Here is a 16,727-nt window from a genome sequence, read left to right as displayed (position 1 = left end):
ATTAAGAGATGATATTAGTTACAGGAGGAACAGGATTAGTCGGTGCGCATTTGCTCTTTAAGTTAGTCAGTGAAGGCCAGGCGGTGCGGGCTACTTATAGACGAGAAAAGACCTTAAAACGCGTCGCTCATGTTTTTTCCTATTTTTCTCATGACGCAGAAACGCTTTTTAAAACCATAGAATGGGTGGAAGCAGATATTAATGATATTCCCAAATTACAAAATGCCTTTAGAGGCATCACGTATGTTTATCATTGTGCCGCATTTGTTTCTTTCGAACCCGATAAATACTATGAGCTGCGTAAAGTAAATATTAAGGGTACGGCTAATATTGTCAATTTATGTATTAGCCACTCCGTTAAAAAACTGTGCTATGTCAGTTCTATTGCGGCCGTTGGGCATCATGAAAACAGAGAAAAACTCATTGATGAGCAAACCGCTTGGAATCCCGAGGACGATAATAGTGTTTATGCCATTACCAAATATGGTGCAGAACTCGAAGTCTGGCGGGGCACACAAGAAGGTATTGACGCTGTTGTGGTAAACCCTGGAATTATTCTTGGTGCTGGTTATTGGAGCGGAGGAAGCAGTGGTAATTTATTTAGACAAATCCATAACGGTATGCGCTACTATGTTAAGGGTATTGTTGGTTATGTCGATGTCTTTGATGTTGTTAATGCCATGATACAACTCATGACAAGCGATATTAAAAATGAGCGCTTTATTTTAATCTCCGAAAACCTGAGCTTTAAAGATTTTCAATATAAAGTAGCAAATGCACTGAATGTGACACCTCCAAAAAAAGAAGCCAAACCATGGTTGCTCCAAATAGCTTGGCGACTAGACTGGTTAAAACATAAACTATTTAGAACGCGGCGTCGCTTGTCTAAACAGTCTGCCAAATCCGCTATAAGCATTTCGAAATATGATAACTCGAAGCTTAAAGATGCTTTAGGCTTTGCATTTAAACCTATTGACCAATCTATTAATGAGGTTTGCCAATTATATCTTAAGGACTTAAAGGAGAAGCATTAATACTGTCCACTTCCTTTTTCATGGCTTTTTGAATGGAATCCCTTTTTTCACGATTAAGCTTAGTGACTGAATCTCGACGTCGTTTTGCAGCTTGGCCTTCCTTTTTTTGTAAGTCTTCAAAATATTCTTTTTCATCTTGAAGTCTGGTTTTTACATTATCAATAATCGTTTTGTAGGCTTCAGAATCAAAAGCATAATAGTCGTTACTCTGAACAAATTGCAAACTATCTATGCCATACTTGGTCAATATATAAGTCTCAGGTATGACGTTGTTTTTTTCTAGTAGTTTTCTGTTGATACCCTTTGCAGAATTAACGATATAAAGATCATATAGAATCTTTTCCATCTGATGTTTTGGAATCAGTTTTTCAGGCTTCTTGGGCTTGACCTTATGATCACAGGCACAAAAGAGCAACAGTAATCCCAATGATATACTACAGATACGTTTCATTATCTAGTAAAAGTTAATCGTCGTCCTGCTTTAACGCCTAGAACCTTAAAATTGTTATATACTAACTGACCATTTATAAAGGTATGCGTTATTCTGCTTTTAAAGGTATTGCCTTCAAAAGGAGACCAGCCACATTTATATAAAATATTGCTTTTGTTTACGCTCCAAGGGCTTTTTAAATCTACAATAACCAAATCAGCAAAATAGCCTTCTTTGACATAGCCTCTCTTTTCAACATCAAATAATATAGCTGGATTGTGACAGGCCTTTTCTACGATTTTTTCGATAGAAATCTTTCCTTGATGATGCATCTCTAGCAAAGCGACCAAAGCATGTTGCACTAAGGGTCCACCGGAAGGCGCACTTGTATAAGGATTACGCTTCTCCTCAATAGTATGCGGGGCATGGTCTGTGGCGATAACATCAATCCGATCATCCAATAGTGCCTCAAGAAGCTGTGCTCTATCTTTAGAGGTCTTTACAGCTGGGTTCCATTTAATATGACTTCCCTTTTTGGCATAATCTTCATCCGAAAACCATAAATGATGAATACAAACCTCGGAGGTAATCTTCTTTTCTTTTAAAGGAATTTTATTGGTAAACAAATGGGTTTCTTTTCCTGTGGATAAATGAAAGACATGTAATCTTGCACCTGTTTTCTTAGCGAGCTCAATAGCTTTTGATGATGACAAGTAGCAAGCTTCTTCACTCCTTATGATGGGATGCATTTCCATAGGAATATCATCCCCGTATTCGGCCTTATATTTGGCTAAGTTTTCTCTTATAGTCCCTTCATCTTCGCAATGCACCGAAATGACCATATCTGTACTAGAAAAAATCTTTTCGAGGACTTTAGGGTCATCAACCAACATATTACCTGTAGAGGATCCCAAAAATAATTTCAATCCAGCAACCGTTTTAGAATCCACTTTAAGAATCTCATCCAAATTATCATTTGTCCCGCCAAACATAAAAGAATAATTGGCATAAGATGATTTCGACGCTATGGCAAATTTTTCTTCTAATTTTTCGACCGTTGTCGTTTGCGGATTGGTATTGGGCATTTCTATAAACGACGTAATACCACCAGCTAAAGCGGCTTTAGATTCGGTTTCGATATTCGCCTTATGGGTCAATCCTGGTTCTCTAAAATGTACCTGATCGTCAATTATACCAGGCAACACATAGTTGCCTTCTACGTCAATCACCGTCATATCGGCAGATTTTACGCTAATTGATGTATCTATTTCCTTTATAATGTCGTTCTCTATGAGAATATCTCCTTCAACAGTTTTACCTTCGTTAACTATCTTGGCATTTTTAATGAGGGTATGTCCTTTCATGTTTTTATGACTTGGCAAATAAGCTTTTTAATTTTAAACTAATCACACCAAAAATAGCTTCAGAAATTATACTTCCGCTCATTTTTGATTTTCCTTTAATTCTATCCTTAAAAATAACAGGAATTTCTACAATTTGAAACCCTTTTTTATAAGCTTTAAATTTCATTTCAATTTGAAACGCATAACCAATAAATCTTACCTTATTCAAATCTATGGCTTCTAGTACGGCTCTTTTATAGCATATAAATCCTGCGGTAGCGTCTTTTACTTTCATTCCAGTAATAAAACGCACATATATGGAAGCCCCATAAGACAATAATATTCTAGACAATGGCCAATTGACAACAGTGATCCCCTTAACATACCTAGATCCTACGGATACATCGGCGCCAGTTTCATGGCAGGCCGTATAAAGCTTAATGAGATCATCCGGGTTATGCGAAAAATCGGCATCCATTTCAAAAATATAGTCATAACTCCTTTCTAATGCCCATTTAAATCCCGAGAGATACGCCATACCTAATCCTTCTTTTTTATGACGCTGTAATAAAAAGAGTCGGTCAGGAAACTCGGTCTGTAAGTCCTTAACCTTTCCTGCAGTGAGGTCAGGAGAATTGTCATCAACTACCAAAACGTGGAAGGCTTTCTCTTGAGAAAACACGGCCCTGAGTATAGCATCTATGTTCTCAATTTCGTTATATGTTGGAATGATGACAAGTGCGTTGGACATTGATAAACTTTTATGGCAAACGATGACGTTGCTGATAGAATTTCCAGCAAATGTAAAGTTTTTAATGGATTATAAACTGTTATAGGATTATTAAGATTTTAATTATGTTACCCTTTATTTTCTTTATAAATTAGCAATTATGCGGAACTTTATTACTTACGAGTGGTTTACCATATTTACAATCTTAGGGCTGATTGCTATTACTATCGCTAAGTATTTAAATACATTGCGCTTTAATGATTTTTTGTTTGTTATCGGAAATTCTAAGTATTTAAAGATCTATAGCAAAGATCAAAAATTCATAGATCCTTTTGATGGCTTCCTATTTCTCAACCTAGCTTTTTCTGCAAGTATATTTATCTATTTTAGTTATTCCACGTTTGTTTCTCCCTTAAAATTCGAGTTGGTTTTTTTCTTAAAACTTTTTTTTGCGGTTGCAGTTGTTGTACTTATCAAGACCTTATTAGAACGGCTTATCGGTAGTCTTTTTGAAATAGATAGCATTGTAGATGGTTATTTATTTCAAAAAATTACATTCCTTAACTACTCAGGTTTCGTCTTCTTAGCGGCCAACCTCTTGTTATTATACACCTCGAATTATTCAAAAATTATCATAATTGCATCTTTTACTTTGATTTGCTTAATAAATCTCATTGGCTTTGCAACTTCGTTTAAAAACTATCAAAAAATAATAAATCCCAATTTTTTCTATTTTTTGTTGTATCTTTGCGCTCTCGAAATCGCGCCTTATGTGCTTTTATATAAGGTAATTAGGGAGTATAACGTTTAAAACAAAGAGGTTTACGTATGAAAGTGAAAACGATTTTAGTATCACAACCAGAGCCTAAAATAGAGAACTCTCCGTACTTTGACTTACAGGAAAAACAAAAAGTTAAAGTTGACTTTAGACCTTTTATTCATGTAGAAGGTGTTTCAGCAAAAGAAATTAGACAGCAAAAAATCGATCTTAGCAAGTTCACTGCGATTATTTTAACCAGTAGAAATTCTGTAGATCATTTCTTTAGAGTAGCCGACGAAATGCGTTTTAAAGTGCCAGACACGATGAAGTATTTCTGCCAGTCTGAAGCTGTTGCTTACTACTTACAGAAGTATGTGGTATACAGAAAGCGTAAAATCTATGTTGGTAAGCGTACCTTTGCCGATCTTACTCCCTTAATCAAAAAATATAAGGACGAAGCGTTTTTGTTACCTACAACAGATAAGGTAAAACCAGTGATCCCTGAAACTTTAGATAATTTAGGAGTGAACTGGAAACAGGCCACCTTCTATAAAACGGTTATCAGTGATTTGTCAGATTTGGCTGATGTTTACTACGATATTTTAGTGTTTTTTAGCCCTTCTGGTATTGAGTCTTTATTCCATAATTTCCCAGACTTTAAGCAAAACGACACGCGTATTGCGGTATTTGGCAATACCACTGTAAAAGCGGTAAAAGAAAAAGGCTTACGTGTTGATATCGCGGCACCAACACCCGAAACCCCATCGATGACTATGGCATTACAAAAGTATATCGATGCCGTGAACAAAGGAAAGTAATTGACTAAACGATAATAAAACAAAAAAGCGATTCTAAATAGAATCGCTTTTTTTATTAATGTATTTATGGTCTAATAGCCGTAGCGTTGTGGACCGCCGCGTCTTATTTCTTCCGAAGCATCAGATTCAAATTGTTTGAAGTTTTCCCTAAAGGCATTCGATAACTTAAATGCCATATCATAATATGCCTTGTCATCATTCCATGTCGCTCTCGGACTCAATACTGCTGTCGGTACACCAGGGCAAGTTCTTGGCTGTGCCACACCAAAGACCGAATGTATATGATAATCTTCGTAAGTGTAATTCCCTAACTGACCGCTCAATGCTGCTGTAATCATGGCTCTGGTGTATTTTAACTTCATTCGCGTTCCTACACCATAAGGGCCGCCTGTCCAACCCGTATTCACCAACCATACGTTAACCCCTGCTTCTTTCATCTTTTTACTCAACATATCGGCATATTCTGCGGGGTGCAAAGGCATAAATGGTGCCCCAAAACAAGCCGAAAATGACGGCTGTGGTTCAACCACTCCTGCCTCAGTACCCGCGACTTTTGCGGTATAACCAGAAATAAAATGATAGGCCGCCTGAGCTGGAGTTAATTTAGATATCGGAGGCAAAACACCAAAAGCATCAGCTGTTAAAAAGAAAATATTCTTTGGATTGGCAGCATATGATGGTGTTTTAATATTATCGATATGATAAATGGGGTAACTAACACGTGTGTTTTGGGTAATAGAACTATCAAAATAATCGACTTCACCATTAGCCTTAAAAATAACATTCTCTAAGATAGCACCAGGCCTGATGGCTCTGTAAATATCTGGTTCCTTTTCTTCAGAAAGATCAATAACCTTGGCATAACAACCACCCTCAAAATTAAAAATGGTATTCTCTGCGGTCCATCCATGCTCATCATCTCCGATGAGTTGGCGATCCGGATCGGTGGATAAAGTCGTTTTTCCTGTTCCTGATAAACCAAAAAAGATAGCAGTTTCACCATTCTCACCGACGTTAGCGGAGCAGTGCATTGGCAATACGTTTTTCTCAACTGGCAAAATAAAGTTCAAAGCCGTAAAAATACCCTTCTTCATTTCACCCGTGTAGGCAGAACCTGCGACAAGCGCGATTTTCTTAGTAAAGTTCAATATCGAGAAATTGCCTTGTCTTAAACCATGCGCTTCATGATTTGGACATTCGTAGCCCGGAGCACAAAGTACCAACCATTCTTCTTCAAAATTGTTTAGTTCCTCATCGGTTGGTCTTAAAAACATATTATAAATGAACATATTAGACCAAGGGTATTCGGTTACCGTCCTCACATTCATTTTATAGTTAGGATCTGCACAAACGTAACCATCTCTTACAAATACTTCTTTACCACTGAGGTACTTTTCAATCTCAGATTGCAAAAAATCGAAATGTTCTGGTGCAATGGCCTTATTGGATGTTCCCCACCAAATACGATCTTTGGTGTAATCGTCTTTTACCAAAAAGCGATCCTCTGGCGAACGTCCTGTAAACTTTCCTGTATTAATTGCCAAAGTGCCATTTAAAGTCTCTTTTCCCATTCCTTTTTCTACAGTAATGGCCTGAAGTTCTTTGGGTGCTAATTGATAGTGAATTTGGGCATCTTTAATGCCATATTTTTCTAACGAAATCGTTTTCGTTGAAGAGGTATGGTTTACCATAATTTTTGTGTTGTTTAAAGGGACAAAATTATAACTTTATTTTAAAAACTCATGGCTAAATGGCATTAATCGACCTTATTTCTTATAATACCGACTAACATCACAAGCCACGCTATAATAAGCAACAATCCTCCTAGGGGTGTTATCATGGCAATGGTCTTGAAATCAAAACTCGAAAGTTCATTTGTAGCCAGGCCATAGATAGATCCAGAAAAGAATACTACGCCTAAGATGACCAAGTACAGTATAACTTTTTTGGTTTTAAGCTTCAAAAAAGAAGTTCCTCCTAGAATTAGAAGAAAAAACGCATGGTATATTTGATAACGCACTCCGGTCTCAAATGATTTTATGGCATCTGCATCCACTAATTCCTTTAAACCATGTGCAGCAAAGGCTCCCAGAACGATACCTAACGCCCCTAAAATGGCACCCGAGACAAGCAATTTTTTGTTCATAAGTAAAACCGTATTTATGTTTCTTTTACTTCCTGTATTTATTACATTCGTGCTTACAAAATTAGTCATATATAGCCACTATGCGAAAGATTTTAATTATCGGTGCAGGAAAATCGTCTTCTTACCTCATTAAGTATTTGTTGGATAAATCAGAATCTGAAAATCTTCAAATTACAATAGGTGACCTCAATATTGAAAATGCGAGAAAACTTGTCGGTGACCATTCTAAGGTTGAGATTATTCATTTAGACGTCTTTAATGCTGAATCTCGAACGTCTGCCGTTAAAAATGCAGATATTGTGGTTTCTATGCTACCGGCTCGCTTTCATATCGAAGTTGCTAAGGACTGTATAACTTATAAAAAGCACATGGTAACCGCATCTTATGTGAGTAAAGAGATGCAAGCCTTAGATGCTGATGCCAAGGCTCATGATTTAATCTTTATGAACGAAATTGGTGTCGATCCAGGCATTGATCATATGAGTGCCATGCAAGTTATTGATCGCATTAGAGATCACGGTGGTAAAATGATCTTGTTCGAATCCTTTACAGGTGGTCTTGTTGCTCCAGAGAGTGATGATAACCTTTGGAATTATAAGTTTACTTGGAATCCCAGAAATGTTGTGGTTGCAGGTCAAGGCGGTGCAGCAAAGTTTTTACAGGAGAATCAATTTAAGTACATTCCGTACGACCGTTTATTTAGACGTACCGAATTTCTGGATATTGATGGTTATGGACGCTTTGAGGCTTATGCTAATAGAGACTCTTTAAAATATCAGCATGTCTACGGCTTAGACCACGCGAGGACCTTATATCGGGGTACGATGAGGCGTGTAGGCTTTAGTAGGGCTTGGCATGTTTTTGTACAATTGGGGATGACGGATGATAGTTATACGATTGATGATAGTATCAATATGAGCTATCGTGACTTCGTCAATGCGTTTTTACCCTATAGCCCTACAGATTCTGTAGAATTAAAATTTAGACATGCCTTAAAGATCGATCAAGACGATATCGTTTGGGATAAATTTTTAGAACTCGATATCTTTAATCCTAATAAAATGGTAGGGCTGGACAAAGCGACGCCTGCACAAATACTTCAGAAAATCTTGATGGACAGCTGGACCCTCGACGAAGATGACAAGGACATGATCGTCATGTATCATAAATTTGGTTACGAACTCGACGGAGAAAAGCGCCAAATTGATGCGACGATGGTTGTGGTCGGTGAAGATCAGACCTATACGGCCATGGCGAAAACCGTAGGCTTGCCCGTAGCGATGGCCACTTTAGATATTTTAAATGGTAAAATTACCAGCCCCGGTGTTCAGATTCCTATTTCTAGAGAAGTCTATACGCCTATTCTTGAGGAATTAAAAAGCTACGGGGTGTCGTTTAATGAAAAAAAAGTGCCGTATTTGGGCTATAACCCACTTAATCTTTAAATCAGCACCATTTCTGGCCTTATAAGGTTTTAATTTGAAATCGTTTTACTATTTTTATATTTCAAGTTATCACAAAAAGATTTCCATTTCTTGGAAATGAAAACGACTAAGCGATGAAAGTTAGCGACAAAGGCATATATATTGATGGTATAGACAAAAAAATACTAAGAGCTCTAATGGAAGATGCCAGAACTCCGATATTAGAGATTGCCAGAAATGTCGGTATTTCTGGAGCTGCTATTCACCAAAGACTTAAAAAACTCGAAAAGTCGGGCCTTCTATCAGGTTCAAAATTTATCATTAACCCAAAAGTTCTAGGCTATACCACCATGGCTTTTGTGGGTGTTTATTTAGACAAAGCGGTGAGTAATCCTGAAGCCGTAAAGCAATTGCAACGTGTACCAGAAGTCATTGAATGTCATTACACCACCGGGGAGTGGAGTATTTTTATAAAAATCCTTTCTAAGGATAATGAACATTTAATGCATTTACTCAACACCCAAATTCAAGGTATTAAAGGCGTATCGCGTACCGAAACCTTTATTTCGCTTCAACAACAAATCAATAGGCAGATTAAGATATAGAGGATGAAGATTATAAATGGAATACCCTGTTGTCCGTATTTCATCTTCTTAAAAGGCATCAGCAGAAAAACGGACATTGAAATTCTATCCCTCTTTAATTTTGAAATCAGAAGCGAAGTCAATTTAAACAACGAATTTCATGGGACAGAAAATCATATTTATATGTCTAGGGATGATAATTGGATTCATATAATGGATAATTTCTTTTATTCGTTATGGTATTCTGAGGCTGTTTCTCAACGCATTGAACATCTGGCTGAAACCTATGAAATCTTTACCTGTTCAGTTGGTGATGTGGACTTATCGTTCGACTTCAACTATTATAAAAATGGTAAAAAGGTGAGAGAATACGTCGTCGAGTCGCCTAACTACGTTGATGAAATCCTGAAAAAAAATGTTGGCAATCCATTAAAAGGCGAATATGAAGGTTTAAAGCTGTCTGACCAGCTTGAAAGCGTTATCTACATTGCTAAGGAATTAGGAATTAAAATTCCCAAAAAAGAAAACGAAATAACCTGTTATGAAATACAACAAAAGCCCTAATTTCTCAGGGCTTTTGTTGTTTTATTTAGTTTCTAATAAGCTAATCCCTAGACATAAAGATTCTGAGTATATACCAGAACAATAGCATTAAAGATGCGAATAAGCCTAATGCCGCTGGGATATAATCCTCAACACCATATTTATTGACCAGGTTTGAAGTTTGGTATAGAATGGCACCACCAGCCAAGAGGCACATGCCAACGGAAAACCACAATCCTAGATTAAACCCAAATAGTGTTCCGGCAACGATTAAGCCTATGGCGATAAAAAAGCCAACCATCAATCCAGTTCTTAAATAAGAAAAGTCTTTTTTCGTAACCAATACCACAGCAGATAGACCTGTAAACAAGGCCAGTGTCACGATTGCCGCCTGATTGAGAATTTCAAGACCCGAATCCATGTAAAAAGCTGCAATATAAATGAGTGGCACAAAAATTAGGGCTTCAAAGAAAATGTATATGCCATAGGCAAGGTATTGTTTGTTTTTATCCGTGGTTCTTAAGGCCATACTCTCGGCATAATTGGTCGCCAACATAAAGCCACCTAACATTAATAACCACTTATAACCCTCAGTCATGGAGAGCATAAACTCTACTACAGTATCACTTTGTAATAACAAGTATTCAAAAAGTATAAATACCAATACACCACCCGCTACATGTGCATAGGTTTTTCTATAAAACGCAGCGCGTTCTATTTCCGTTAGACTACTTACCATTACTTTTTCTGGTAGTTGATCTGGTAATTCGTTTTCTATCATAATTTGATCAGTTTAGAATTTAAATGTAAGTATTTTCCATATATAAACCATAAAAATAGCCCTGAAATTCAGGGCTATTCCTACATGTTTTTTTCAATTTTATCTTCTGTTCATGTACATCATCACAAAGTACAAGAGTGTCGCCAGAGAGCCTAGTGCGGCTACCAAATAGGTTCTTGCGGCCCATTTTAAGGCATCTTCAGAACCTTTATATTCTTGCTGTGTCACCATGTTTTTAGTCTTCAGCCAAACCAAAGCTCTTTTACTGGCATCGTATTCAACAGGTAAGGTTATGAAGGTAAATGCCGTGGTTACCCCAAATAATACAATCCCCAATAGAAAGATACCAAGACCAAAGGCACTGCCTGTTGCTGATAGCACCAGCCCTAACATAAGTACAATATTAGATAATTTACTACTTACGCCAACGGCAGGAACTATGGCCGAACGCATTTCTAACCAACTGTAAGCTTTTGCGTGTTGTACGGCATGACCCACTTCATGGGCAGCTACTGCCGCAGCTGCAGCATTTCTTTGGTTATAAACTGCTTCGCTAAGATTAACCGTTTTATTTTTTGGATTATAATGATCGGTTAATTGACCTGGTGTAGAAATGACTTCCACATCATATATACCATGATCCGATAACATCTTTTCAGCGATTTCTCTCCCACTCATCCCGTTTCGCAGACTAATCTTTGAATAGTGCTGAAACTTACTCTTTAACTTGTTGCTCACATAAGAACTCACTAAGAAAAGGACTCCAGCGAGCACATAATATCCCATCATAACTTTAAATTTTAAAAGTTTTACACTAATAAAATTAGCAAAAAGTAAGCCAAAAAAAGAATAGGAAATATTGTCAGTATGTTAACAATTACATGGCATCTACAGACCAATTAAAAGCATCTGCGATTTCTTCGTATACAATTTTACCTTTAACAATATTAAGACCCTTTCGCAATGATGCATCCTTTGCACAAGCCACTTCCCAGCCTTGGTTTGCCAGTCGCAATACATAAGGCAAAGTCACATTGGTTAAAGCTAAGGTCGATGTATAAGGTACAGCTCCTGGCATATTGGCCACACAGTAGTGAACCACATCGTCAATAATATAGGTTGGATCTTCGTGTGTGGTGGCTTTGGTGGTTTCAATACAACCGCCCTGATCTACTGCCACGTCTACGATGACAGTTCCTGGACGCATATCCTTAAGCATCTCTCTGGTAATTAATTTTGGTGCTTTGGCTCCTTTGATTAAGACGCCACCCACAATTAAATCGTGATCTTTAATTCTATTTCTAATATTGAACTCACTTGAAAATTCAGTCACCACATGATTGGGCATAACATCATTAACGTAACGCAATTGCTTCATATTAATATCCATAATAGTCACATGCGCTCCAAGACCTGCTGCCATTTTAGCGGCTTGGATACCTACCGTTCCGGCACCAAGTACCAACACTTTTCCCGGAGGTACACCCGGTACGCCTCCTAATAATACACCACGACCCTTAATCGGTTTTTCCAAATACTTCGCGCCCTGTTGAATAGCCATACGTCCGGCCACCTCAGACATCGGTGTTAGTAGTGGTAAGGAGCCATCTTCGTCTTCAACTGTTTCGTAAGCAATACATACGGCTTCACTATTGAGCATTGCTCTCGTTAGAGGTTCGCTCGATGCAAAGTGGAAATAGGTAAAGACCACATGATGCGGTTTAATTAAATCGTACTCTTCAGCAATTGGTTCTTTGACTTTTACAATCATATCTGCAGACCCGTAGACCTCTTCAATAGAATCTAGTATAGTTGCTCCGACATCTTCATAGTCTTCATCAAAGAAGCCACTGCCTAAACCAGCACTTTTTTGCACATAAACGGTGTGATTGTTTTTGATAAGTTCGAACACTCCAGCCGGTGTCATACCAACTCTGTTTTCGTTGTTCTTGATTTCTTTTGGGACTCCAATTTTCATTTAATAGATTTTTAATTGAACATCTACTAAATGAAACAGGCTAAAACTAATTAAGCCCATTTCAGATTTAGTAGATTATTGAGATTAATAGCACTGTGAAATACTATTAAAAATGTCAACTATCCAAATTTGAGATTTAATTTAAAGTCATTTTTATGGATTTATTATTTTGAAGTTTTTATTTTATGAATTCCTCAACAAATACTTCATTTTCAAAGAAATACAGCAATAGACGTAAGTACTATAGTTTCGATAAAGTGAAAAGCGTGTTTTTCAATCTAATAAGTTCTCGATACATCACGCCTTTGGCGTGACACTCAAACTGACATTCTACTAACAGGCTAGTGTCACTTCGAATGTCCCGACGCCTACCGTCGGGATGTACTTCGACTGCGCTCAGCAGAACTATCGAGAAGTCTCTCATTACTCGTAAGCCAAAGTCACTTCATCCACCTTCTGGTCCACAAAAATGATGAGCAGATGTTCTTTACGCGAATTAAAAAAGCTGGGCGGGTCTCCTATATTGTAGATAAAACTATCCTTATCGGTTTGAGAACTTGAAGTAGGCTCACCCAATAAGGATATAACTTGAGCTTTGGTAGTACCCATAAGCAATTGCGATTCAATAAGATCATCGATCATTTGGTAACGACTGTCAGGTTGATTTTTCCATCGCTGTTTATCAAAACGCTCTTCGAATGTCCAAATGAGCGACATGCTTATGATAAAAGCTAAAAAGAAAAACAGTCCTATTTTATTGTTTCTACTTAGCTTTTGTATCATCACTAATAATTCATGCTATGCTCTTGAGTATAATAAATATCTAAATAGCGCTACAACCTTTGGTAAACCCATCTAGAATCTGCCGAATTCGGTTCGATCACCAAATTATCGCCTTCAAAATAGGCTACTGAGATGATATCACTTGGATCAACATAAATCTCGTAGTTATTACCCGACTTTCTCCATCGTAACAATTCAAATGTAACTGTTGCACATTCCATAGGTGTCGTACTAAAATCTATATAGCCTCCGCCAAGCTCATTATTACTCATGAATTCTGTATAGTAATATTGTGAACACCCAACTTCAACCTGAACATTAGATTCAAAACGCTCTATCATTTGCCATTGTCCTACGATGCTATCAACACCATTGCTATCATCACTGGAACAGGAAATTAAAAGTAAAACACAACTTATTAAAACAAATACTTTCTTCATAAATTTATGGATTTAACCAACAATATTAACAATCTTACCTGGCACCACAATAACTTTTTTAGGGGTGCGGCCTTGCAATTGTTCTTGGGTTTTTTCGTAAGCTAAAACCGTTTTCTCAATATCTTCCTTACTCATATCCAATGGCAACTCTAAGGTAAAACGCATCTTCCCGTTAAAGGAAATGGGGTAATTCTTAGAGCTCTCCACCAAATGCTTTTCTTCAAACTTAGGGAAAGGAGCTGTGGCAATAGATACTGAGTACCCTAATTGTTCCCATAGTTCTTCTGCAATATGTGGTGCATAAGGAGAAATCAGAATCAATAAGGGCTCTAAGATGGACCGACTCGTACACTTTTGAGCTGTTAACTCATTAACCGCAATCATAAAGGTGGATACCGAGGTATTAAACGAGAAGTTCTCTATATCCTCTTCGACTTTCTTGATGGTTTTATGCAGGGTTTTTAAGTTGTCTTTGTTCGGTTCTGCATCTGTGACTTTAGACCCATTGTCATCATTATAGAGTTTCCACAATTTTTTAAGGAAGCCATGCACTCCTGTAATCCCTGCCGTATTCCAAGGTTTGTATTGCTCTAAGGGCCCAAGGAACATTTCGTAGAGTCTCAAACTGTCAGCGCCATACTGTTCACAAATTTCATCAGGATTGACCACATTGTACCAACGTTTCGACATTTTCTCAACCTCTCTTCCCACAATAAATTTGCCATCTTCCAAGATAAATTCAGCATCTTTGAATTGAGGTTGCCAGTTTTTTAGTGATTCAATATCAACTTCGTCTGAAGAATTTACAAGATTTACATCAACTCTAATTTCTTCGACACTATGATCATTCTTTAATCCATTAGACACATATTGATTCGTTCCTGAAATTCTGTGCGCTATTGCACTCGTCCCCAAAATCATGCCTTGATTGATTAATTTTTTGGCATATTCGTCAACAGGCACCAAGCCTTTATCGAACATAAACTTTTGCCAGAACCGCGAGTATAACAAGTGCCCTGTGGCATGTTCGCTTCCTCCAATATACAAGTCTACCTGCTGCCAGTAATTAATCGCCTCTTGAGAAAAGATTTCTTTGTCATTATGAGGATCCATATAACGGTTAAAATACTGTGAACTTCCTGCCCAGCCCGGCATGGTGTTCAGCTCTATTGGGAACACTGTTTCATTATCGATTAACTGATTACTGACCACTGCACACTGATTGGTATCCCAAGCCCAAACCTTAGCATTACCTAATGGTGGTTCGCCAGTTTCTGTCGGCAGGTATTTCTCCACCTCTGGAAGCGTTAAGGGCAAGTATTTTTCATTGATCATTTGTGGCAGACCATTTTTGTAATACACTGGAAAAGGTTCTCCCCAATACCGCTGTCTTGAGAAGACGGCGTCCCTTAAGCGGTAATTGGTCTTCCCTTGGCCTTGGCCGATTTGTTCCAATTCGTAAATGACACGTTTGGTCGCCTTTTTATAATTCATGCCATTGATGAAATCGCTATTGGCAATAATAGTTTTGTCTTTATCGGCAAAGGCTTCTTCAGAAATATCGACGCCTTCAAAAATATTTGGAATTGGGATATCAAAATGCTTTGCAAAATCATAATCGCGCTGGTCACCACATGGTACTGCCATTACTGCTCCGGTGCCATAACTCGCTAAAACATAATCACCAATCCAAATCGGAATAGGTTCTTTGGTAAATGGATGCTCGGCATAGGCTCCTGTAAAGACTCCAGAAATGGTTTTGACATCCGCCATTCGATCGCGTTCGCTGCGCTTGGCTGTAGCTTCTATATAGGCCTCAACCTCAGCTTTTTGGGCTTCGGTAGTGATTTGGGACACCAACTCGTGCTCTGGTGCCAAAGTCATAAAGGATACCCCAAAAATGGTGTCTGGTCTGGTGGTGAAGACGTCTATAGTATGTTTGGACACTGAGGCACTCGAAGTGTCCTCGCTGTTAGTGTCTTCGAGAGCCTCAGACACCACATTAAAGGTTACTGAGGCCCCTACGGATTTACCAATCCAGTTTCTTTGAATATCTTTTAAAGCATCCGTCCAGTCAATCGTTTCTAAACCTTGCAATAAGCGTTCTGCATAAGCTGAAATACGCATGCTCCATTGGGTCATTTTTTTGCGAATTACAGGATGACCTCCACGCTCCGATACCCCATTGACGATTTCGTCATTGGCCAAGACCGTGCCGAGTGCCGGACACCAGTTGACTTCGGTTTCTGCCAAATAGGTGAGTCGGTATTTTAAAAGGATATGTTGTTTTTCACCTTCAGAATAGGCATTCCATTCATCTGCCGTAAAGGTTTCCGTATCATCATCGCAAGCGGCATTGACATTATGATTGCCTTCAGCTTCAAAAACTTTGACAAGGGTATCAATATGTTCTGCTTTGTGAGTATCATTATTATACCAGGATTCGAACAACTGGATAAAAATCCACTGGGTCCATTTGTAATAGTCTGGATTTGACGTACGTACCTCACGGCTCCAATCAAACGAAAACCCAATTTGGTCTAATTGTCTACGATAGGTTTTAATATTAGCCTCGGTGGTTACTGCTGGATGCTGCCCTGTCTGAATAGCATACTGTTCCGCAGGCAAACCAAAACTATCATAACCCTGTGGGTGCAATACATTAAAACCCTTGTGACGCTTGTAACGCGCATAGATATCGCTAGCAATATAGCCTAGGGGATGACCTACGTGCAAACCTGCACCACTTGGATAAGGAAACATGTCCAAGACATAGTATTTGGGCTTATCACTCTCATTAGAGGCCTTAAAGGTCTCGTTTTTTGCCCAGTAGTCTTGCCACTTTTTTTCTATGGTGTTAAAGTTGTATTTCATAATTTACAATATCCTGTATGTGTCACCGCGAGTCAAGCCAAAGGCCCGATGTGGCAATT

17 protein-coding genes are annotated in these 16,727 nt (G+C 38.2%); 6 read left to right on the top strand and 11 right to left on the bottom strand.

From position 1 onward, the window contains the following. Nucleotides 1–8 precede the first annotated feature (8 nt). Nucleotides 9–1,034, top strand: coding sequence for an NAD-dependent epimerase/dehydratase family protein (locus ACO052_RS05640; protein ID WP_422107024.1), 1,026 nt, complete (start codon nucleotides 9–11; stop codon nucleotides 1,032–1,034). Here the strand turns inward: ACO052_RS05640 and ACO052_RS05635 are convergent. From ACO052_RS05635 to ACO052_RS05625, 3 genes are read right to left on the bottom strand one after another with little or no spacing between them, the layout of a single operon-like run. Further along, on the bottom strand, nucleotides 1,009–1,485 hold the full coding sequence (locus tag ACO052_RS05635) for a DUF4296 domain-containing protein (protein ID WP_422107023.1): 477 nt from the start codon (nucleotides 1,483–1,485) through the stop codon (nucleotides 1,009–1,011). The two genes, ACO052_RS05640 and ACO052_RS05635, sit on opposite strands and share 26 nt — an antisense overlap. Next, a complete protein-coding gene (locus tag ACO052_RS05630; RefSeq protein ID WP_422107022.1) occupies nucleotides 1,485–2,828 on the bottom strand; it encodes a dihydroorotase in 1,344 nt (447 codons plus the stop codon). The genes ACO052_RS05635 and ACO052_RS05630 overlap by 1 nt, the downstream gene beginning before the upstream one ends. A gap of 4 nt (nucleotides 2,829–2,832) precedes the next feature. Further along, nucleotides 2,833–3,558, bottom strand: coding sequence for a polyprenol monophosphomannose synthase (locus ACO052_RS05625; protein WP_422107021.1), 726 nt, complete (start codon nucleotides 3,556–3,558; stop codon nucleotides 2,833–2,835). A 139-nt stretch (nucleotides 3,559–3,697) separates the two neighbouring features. Here ACO052_RS05625 and ACO052_RS05620 point away from each other — a divergent pair, with 139 nt between their 5' ends. Together ACO052_RS05620 and ACO052_RS05615 are read left to right on the top strand one after the other, a co-directional pair. Continuing rightward, nucleotides 3,698–4,348 carry a DUF4271 domain-containing protein gene (locus ACO052_RS05620; protein WP_422107020.1) on the top strand — a complete coding sequence of 217 codons (651 nt, stop codon included), beginning with the start codon at nucleotides 3,698–3,700 and terminating at the stop codon, nucleotides 4,346–4,348. 17 nt (nucleotides 4,349–4,365) lie between these two features. Further along, entirely contained in the window at nucleotides 4,366–5,115 is a 750-nt protein-coding gene (locus tag ACO052_RS05615) for a uroporphyrinogen-III synthase (RefSeq protein WP_422107019.1), read from the top strand. Nucleotides 5,116–5,186: 71 nt separating this feature from the next. Here ACO052_RS05615 and pckA read toward each other — a convergent pair whose 3' ends face one another. Further along, nucleotides 5,187–6,806 carry a phosphoenolpyruvate carboxykinase (ATP) gene (pckA, locus tag ACO052_RS05610; RefSeq protein ID WP_422107018.1) on the bottom strand — a complete coding sequence of 540 codons (1,620 nt, stop codon included), beginning with the start codon at nucleotides 6,804–6,806 and terminating at the stop codon, nucleotides 5,187–5,189. A gap of 65 nt (nucleotides 6,807–6,871) precedes the next feature. After that, complete coding sequence (locus tag ACO052_RS05605; RefSeq protein WP_422107017.1) at nucleotides 6,872–7,261, bottom strand: DUF423 domain-containing protein; 390 nt, start codon at nucleotides 7,259–7,261, stop codon at nucleotides 6,872–6,874. Nucleotides 7,262–7,341: 80 nt separating this feature from the next. On the opposite strand from ACO052_RS05605, the gene ACO052_RS05600 reads away from it, so the two are divergent. The 3 genes from ACO052_RS05600 to ACO052_RS05590 all read left to right on the top strand — a co-directional run bounded on the left by ACO052_RS05600 (nucleotide 7,342) and on the right by ACO052_RS05590 (nucleotide 9,833). After that, entirely contained in the window at nucleotides 7,342–8,706 is a 1,365-nt protein-coding gene (locus ACO052_RS05600; protein WP_422107016.1) for a saccharopine dehydrogenase family protein, read from the top strand. Between the two features lie 113 nt (nucleotides 8,707–8,819). Beyond that, the gene (locus tag ACO052_RS05595; RefSeq protein ID WP_299366111.1) at nucleotides 8,820–9,290 is read left to right on the top strand and encodes an Lrp/AsnC ligand binding domain-containing protein; all 471 of its coding nucleotides are present in this window, start codon (nucleotides 8,820–8,822) and stop codon (nucleotides 9,288–9,290) included. A 3-nt stretch (nucleotides 9,291–9,293) separates the two neighbouring features. Beyond that, entirely contained in the window at nucleotides 9,294–9,833 is a 540-nt protein-coding gene (locus ACO052_RS05590) for a hypothetical protein (RefSeq protein WP_422107015.1), read from the top strand. A gap of 40 nt (nucleotides 9,834–9,873) precedes the next feature. Here the strand turns inward: ACO052_RS05590 and ACO052_RS05585 are convergent, their stop codons facing one another. From ACO052_RS05585 to leuS, 6 genes are all read right to left on the bottom strand, one after another. Further along, nucleotides 9,874–10,593 (bottom strand): Bax inhibitor-1/YccA family protein, encoded by a 720-nt coding sequence (locus ACO052_RS05585; RefSeq protein WP_422107014.1) that lies wholly within the window; start codon nucleotides 10,591–10,593, stop codon nucleotides 9,874–9,876. Nucleotides 10,594–10,692: 99 nt separating this feature from the next. Continuing rightward, nucleotides 10,693–11,382 (bottom strand): zinc metallopeptidase, encoded by a 690-nt coding sequence (locus tag ACO052_RS05580; RefSeq protein WP_422107013.1) that lies wholly within the window; start codon nucleotides 11,380–11,382, stop codon nucleotides 10,693–10,695. 88 nt (nucleotides 11,383–11,470) lie between these two features. After that, complete coding sequence (gene ald / locus ACO052_RS05575) at nucleotides 11,471–12,571, bottom strand: alanine dehydrogenase (RefSeq protein WP_422107012.1); 1,101 nt, start codon at nucleotides 12,569–12,571, stop codon at nucleotides 11,471–11,473. Between the two features lie 423 nt (nucleotides 12,572–12,994). Further along, nucleotides 12,995–13,354, bottom strand: coding sequence for an outer membrane protein assembly factor BamE domain-containing protein (gene bamE / locus ACO052_RS05570; protein ID WP_422107011.1), 360 nt, complete (start codon nucleotides 13,352–13,354; stop codon nucleotides 12,995–12,997). 50 nt (nucleotides 13,355–13,404) lie between these two features. Then, on the bottom strand, nucleotides 13,405–13,794 hold the full coding sequence (locus ACO052_RS05565) for a lipocalin family protein (protein ID WP_422107010.1): 390 nt from the start codon (nucleotides 13,792–13,794) through the stop codon (nucleotides 13,405–13,407). A 12-nt stretch (nucleotides 13,795–13,806) separates the two neighbouring features. Continuing rightward, nucleotides 13,807–16,668, bottom strand: a complete 2,862-nt coding sequence (leuS, locus tag ACO052_RS05560; protein WP_422107009.1) for a leucine--tRNA ligase — start codon at nucleotides 16,666–16,668, stop codon at nucleotides 13,807–13,809. Nucleotides 16,669–16,727 lie beyond the last annotated feature (59 nt).

It is taken from the genome of Winogradskyella sp. (assembly GCF_965228925.1).
Lineage (GTDB): Bacteria > Bacteroidota > Bacteroidia > Flavobacteriales > Flavobacteriaceae > Winogradskyella.
The sequence above is the reverse complement of the archived record's forward strand: the minus strand, read 5'-3'. Positions and strand labels throughout refer to the sequence as shown.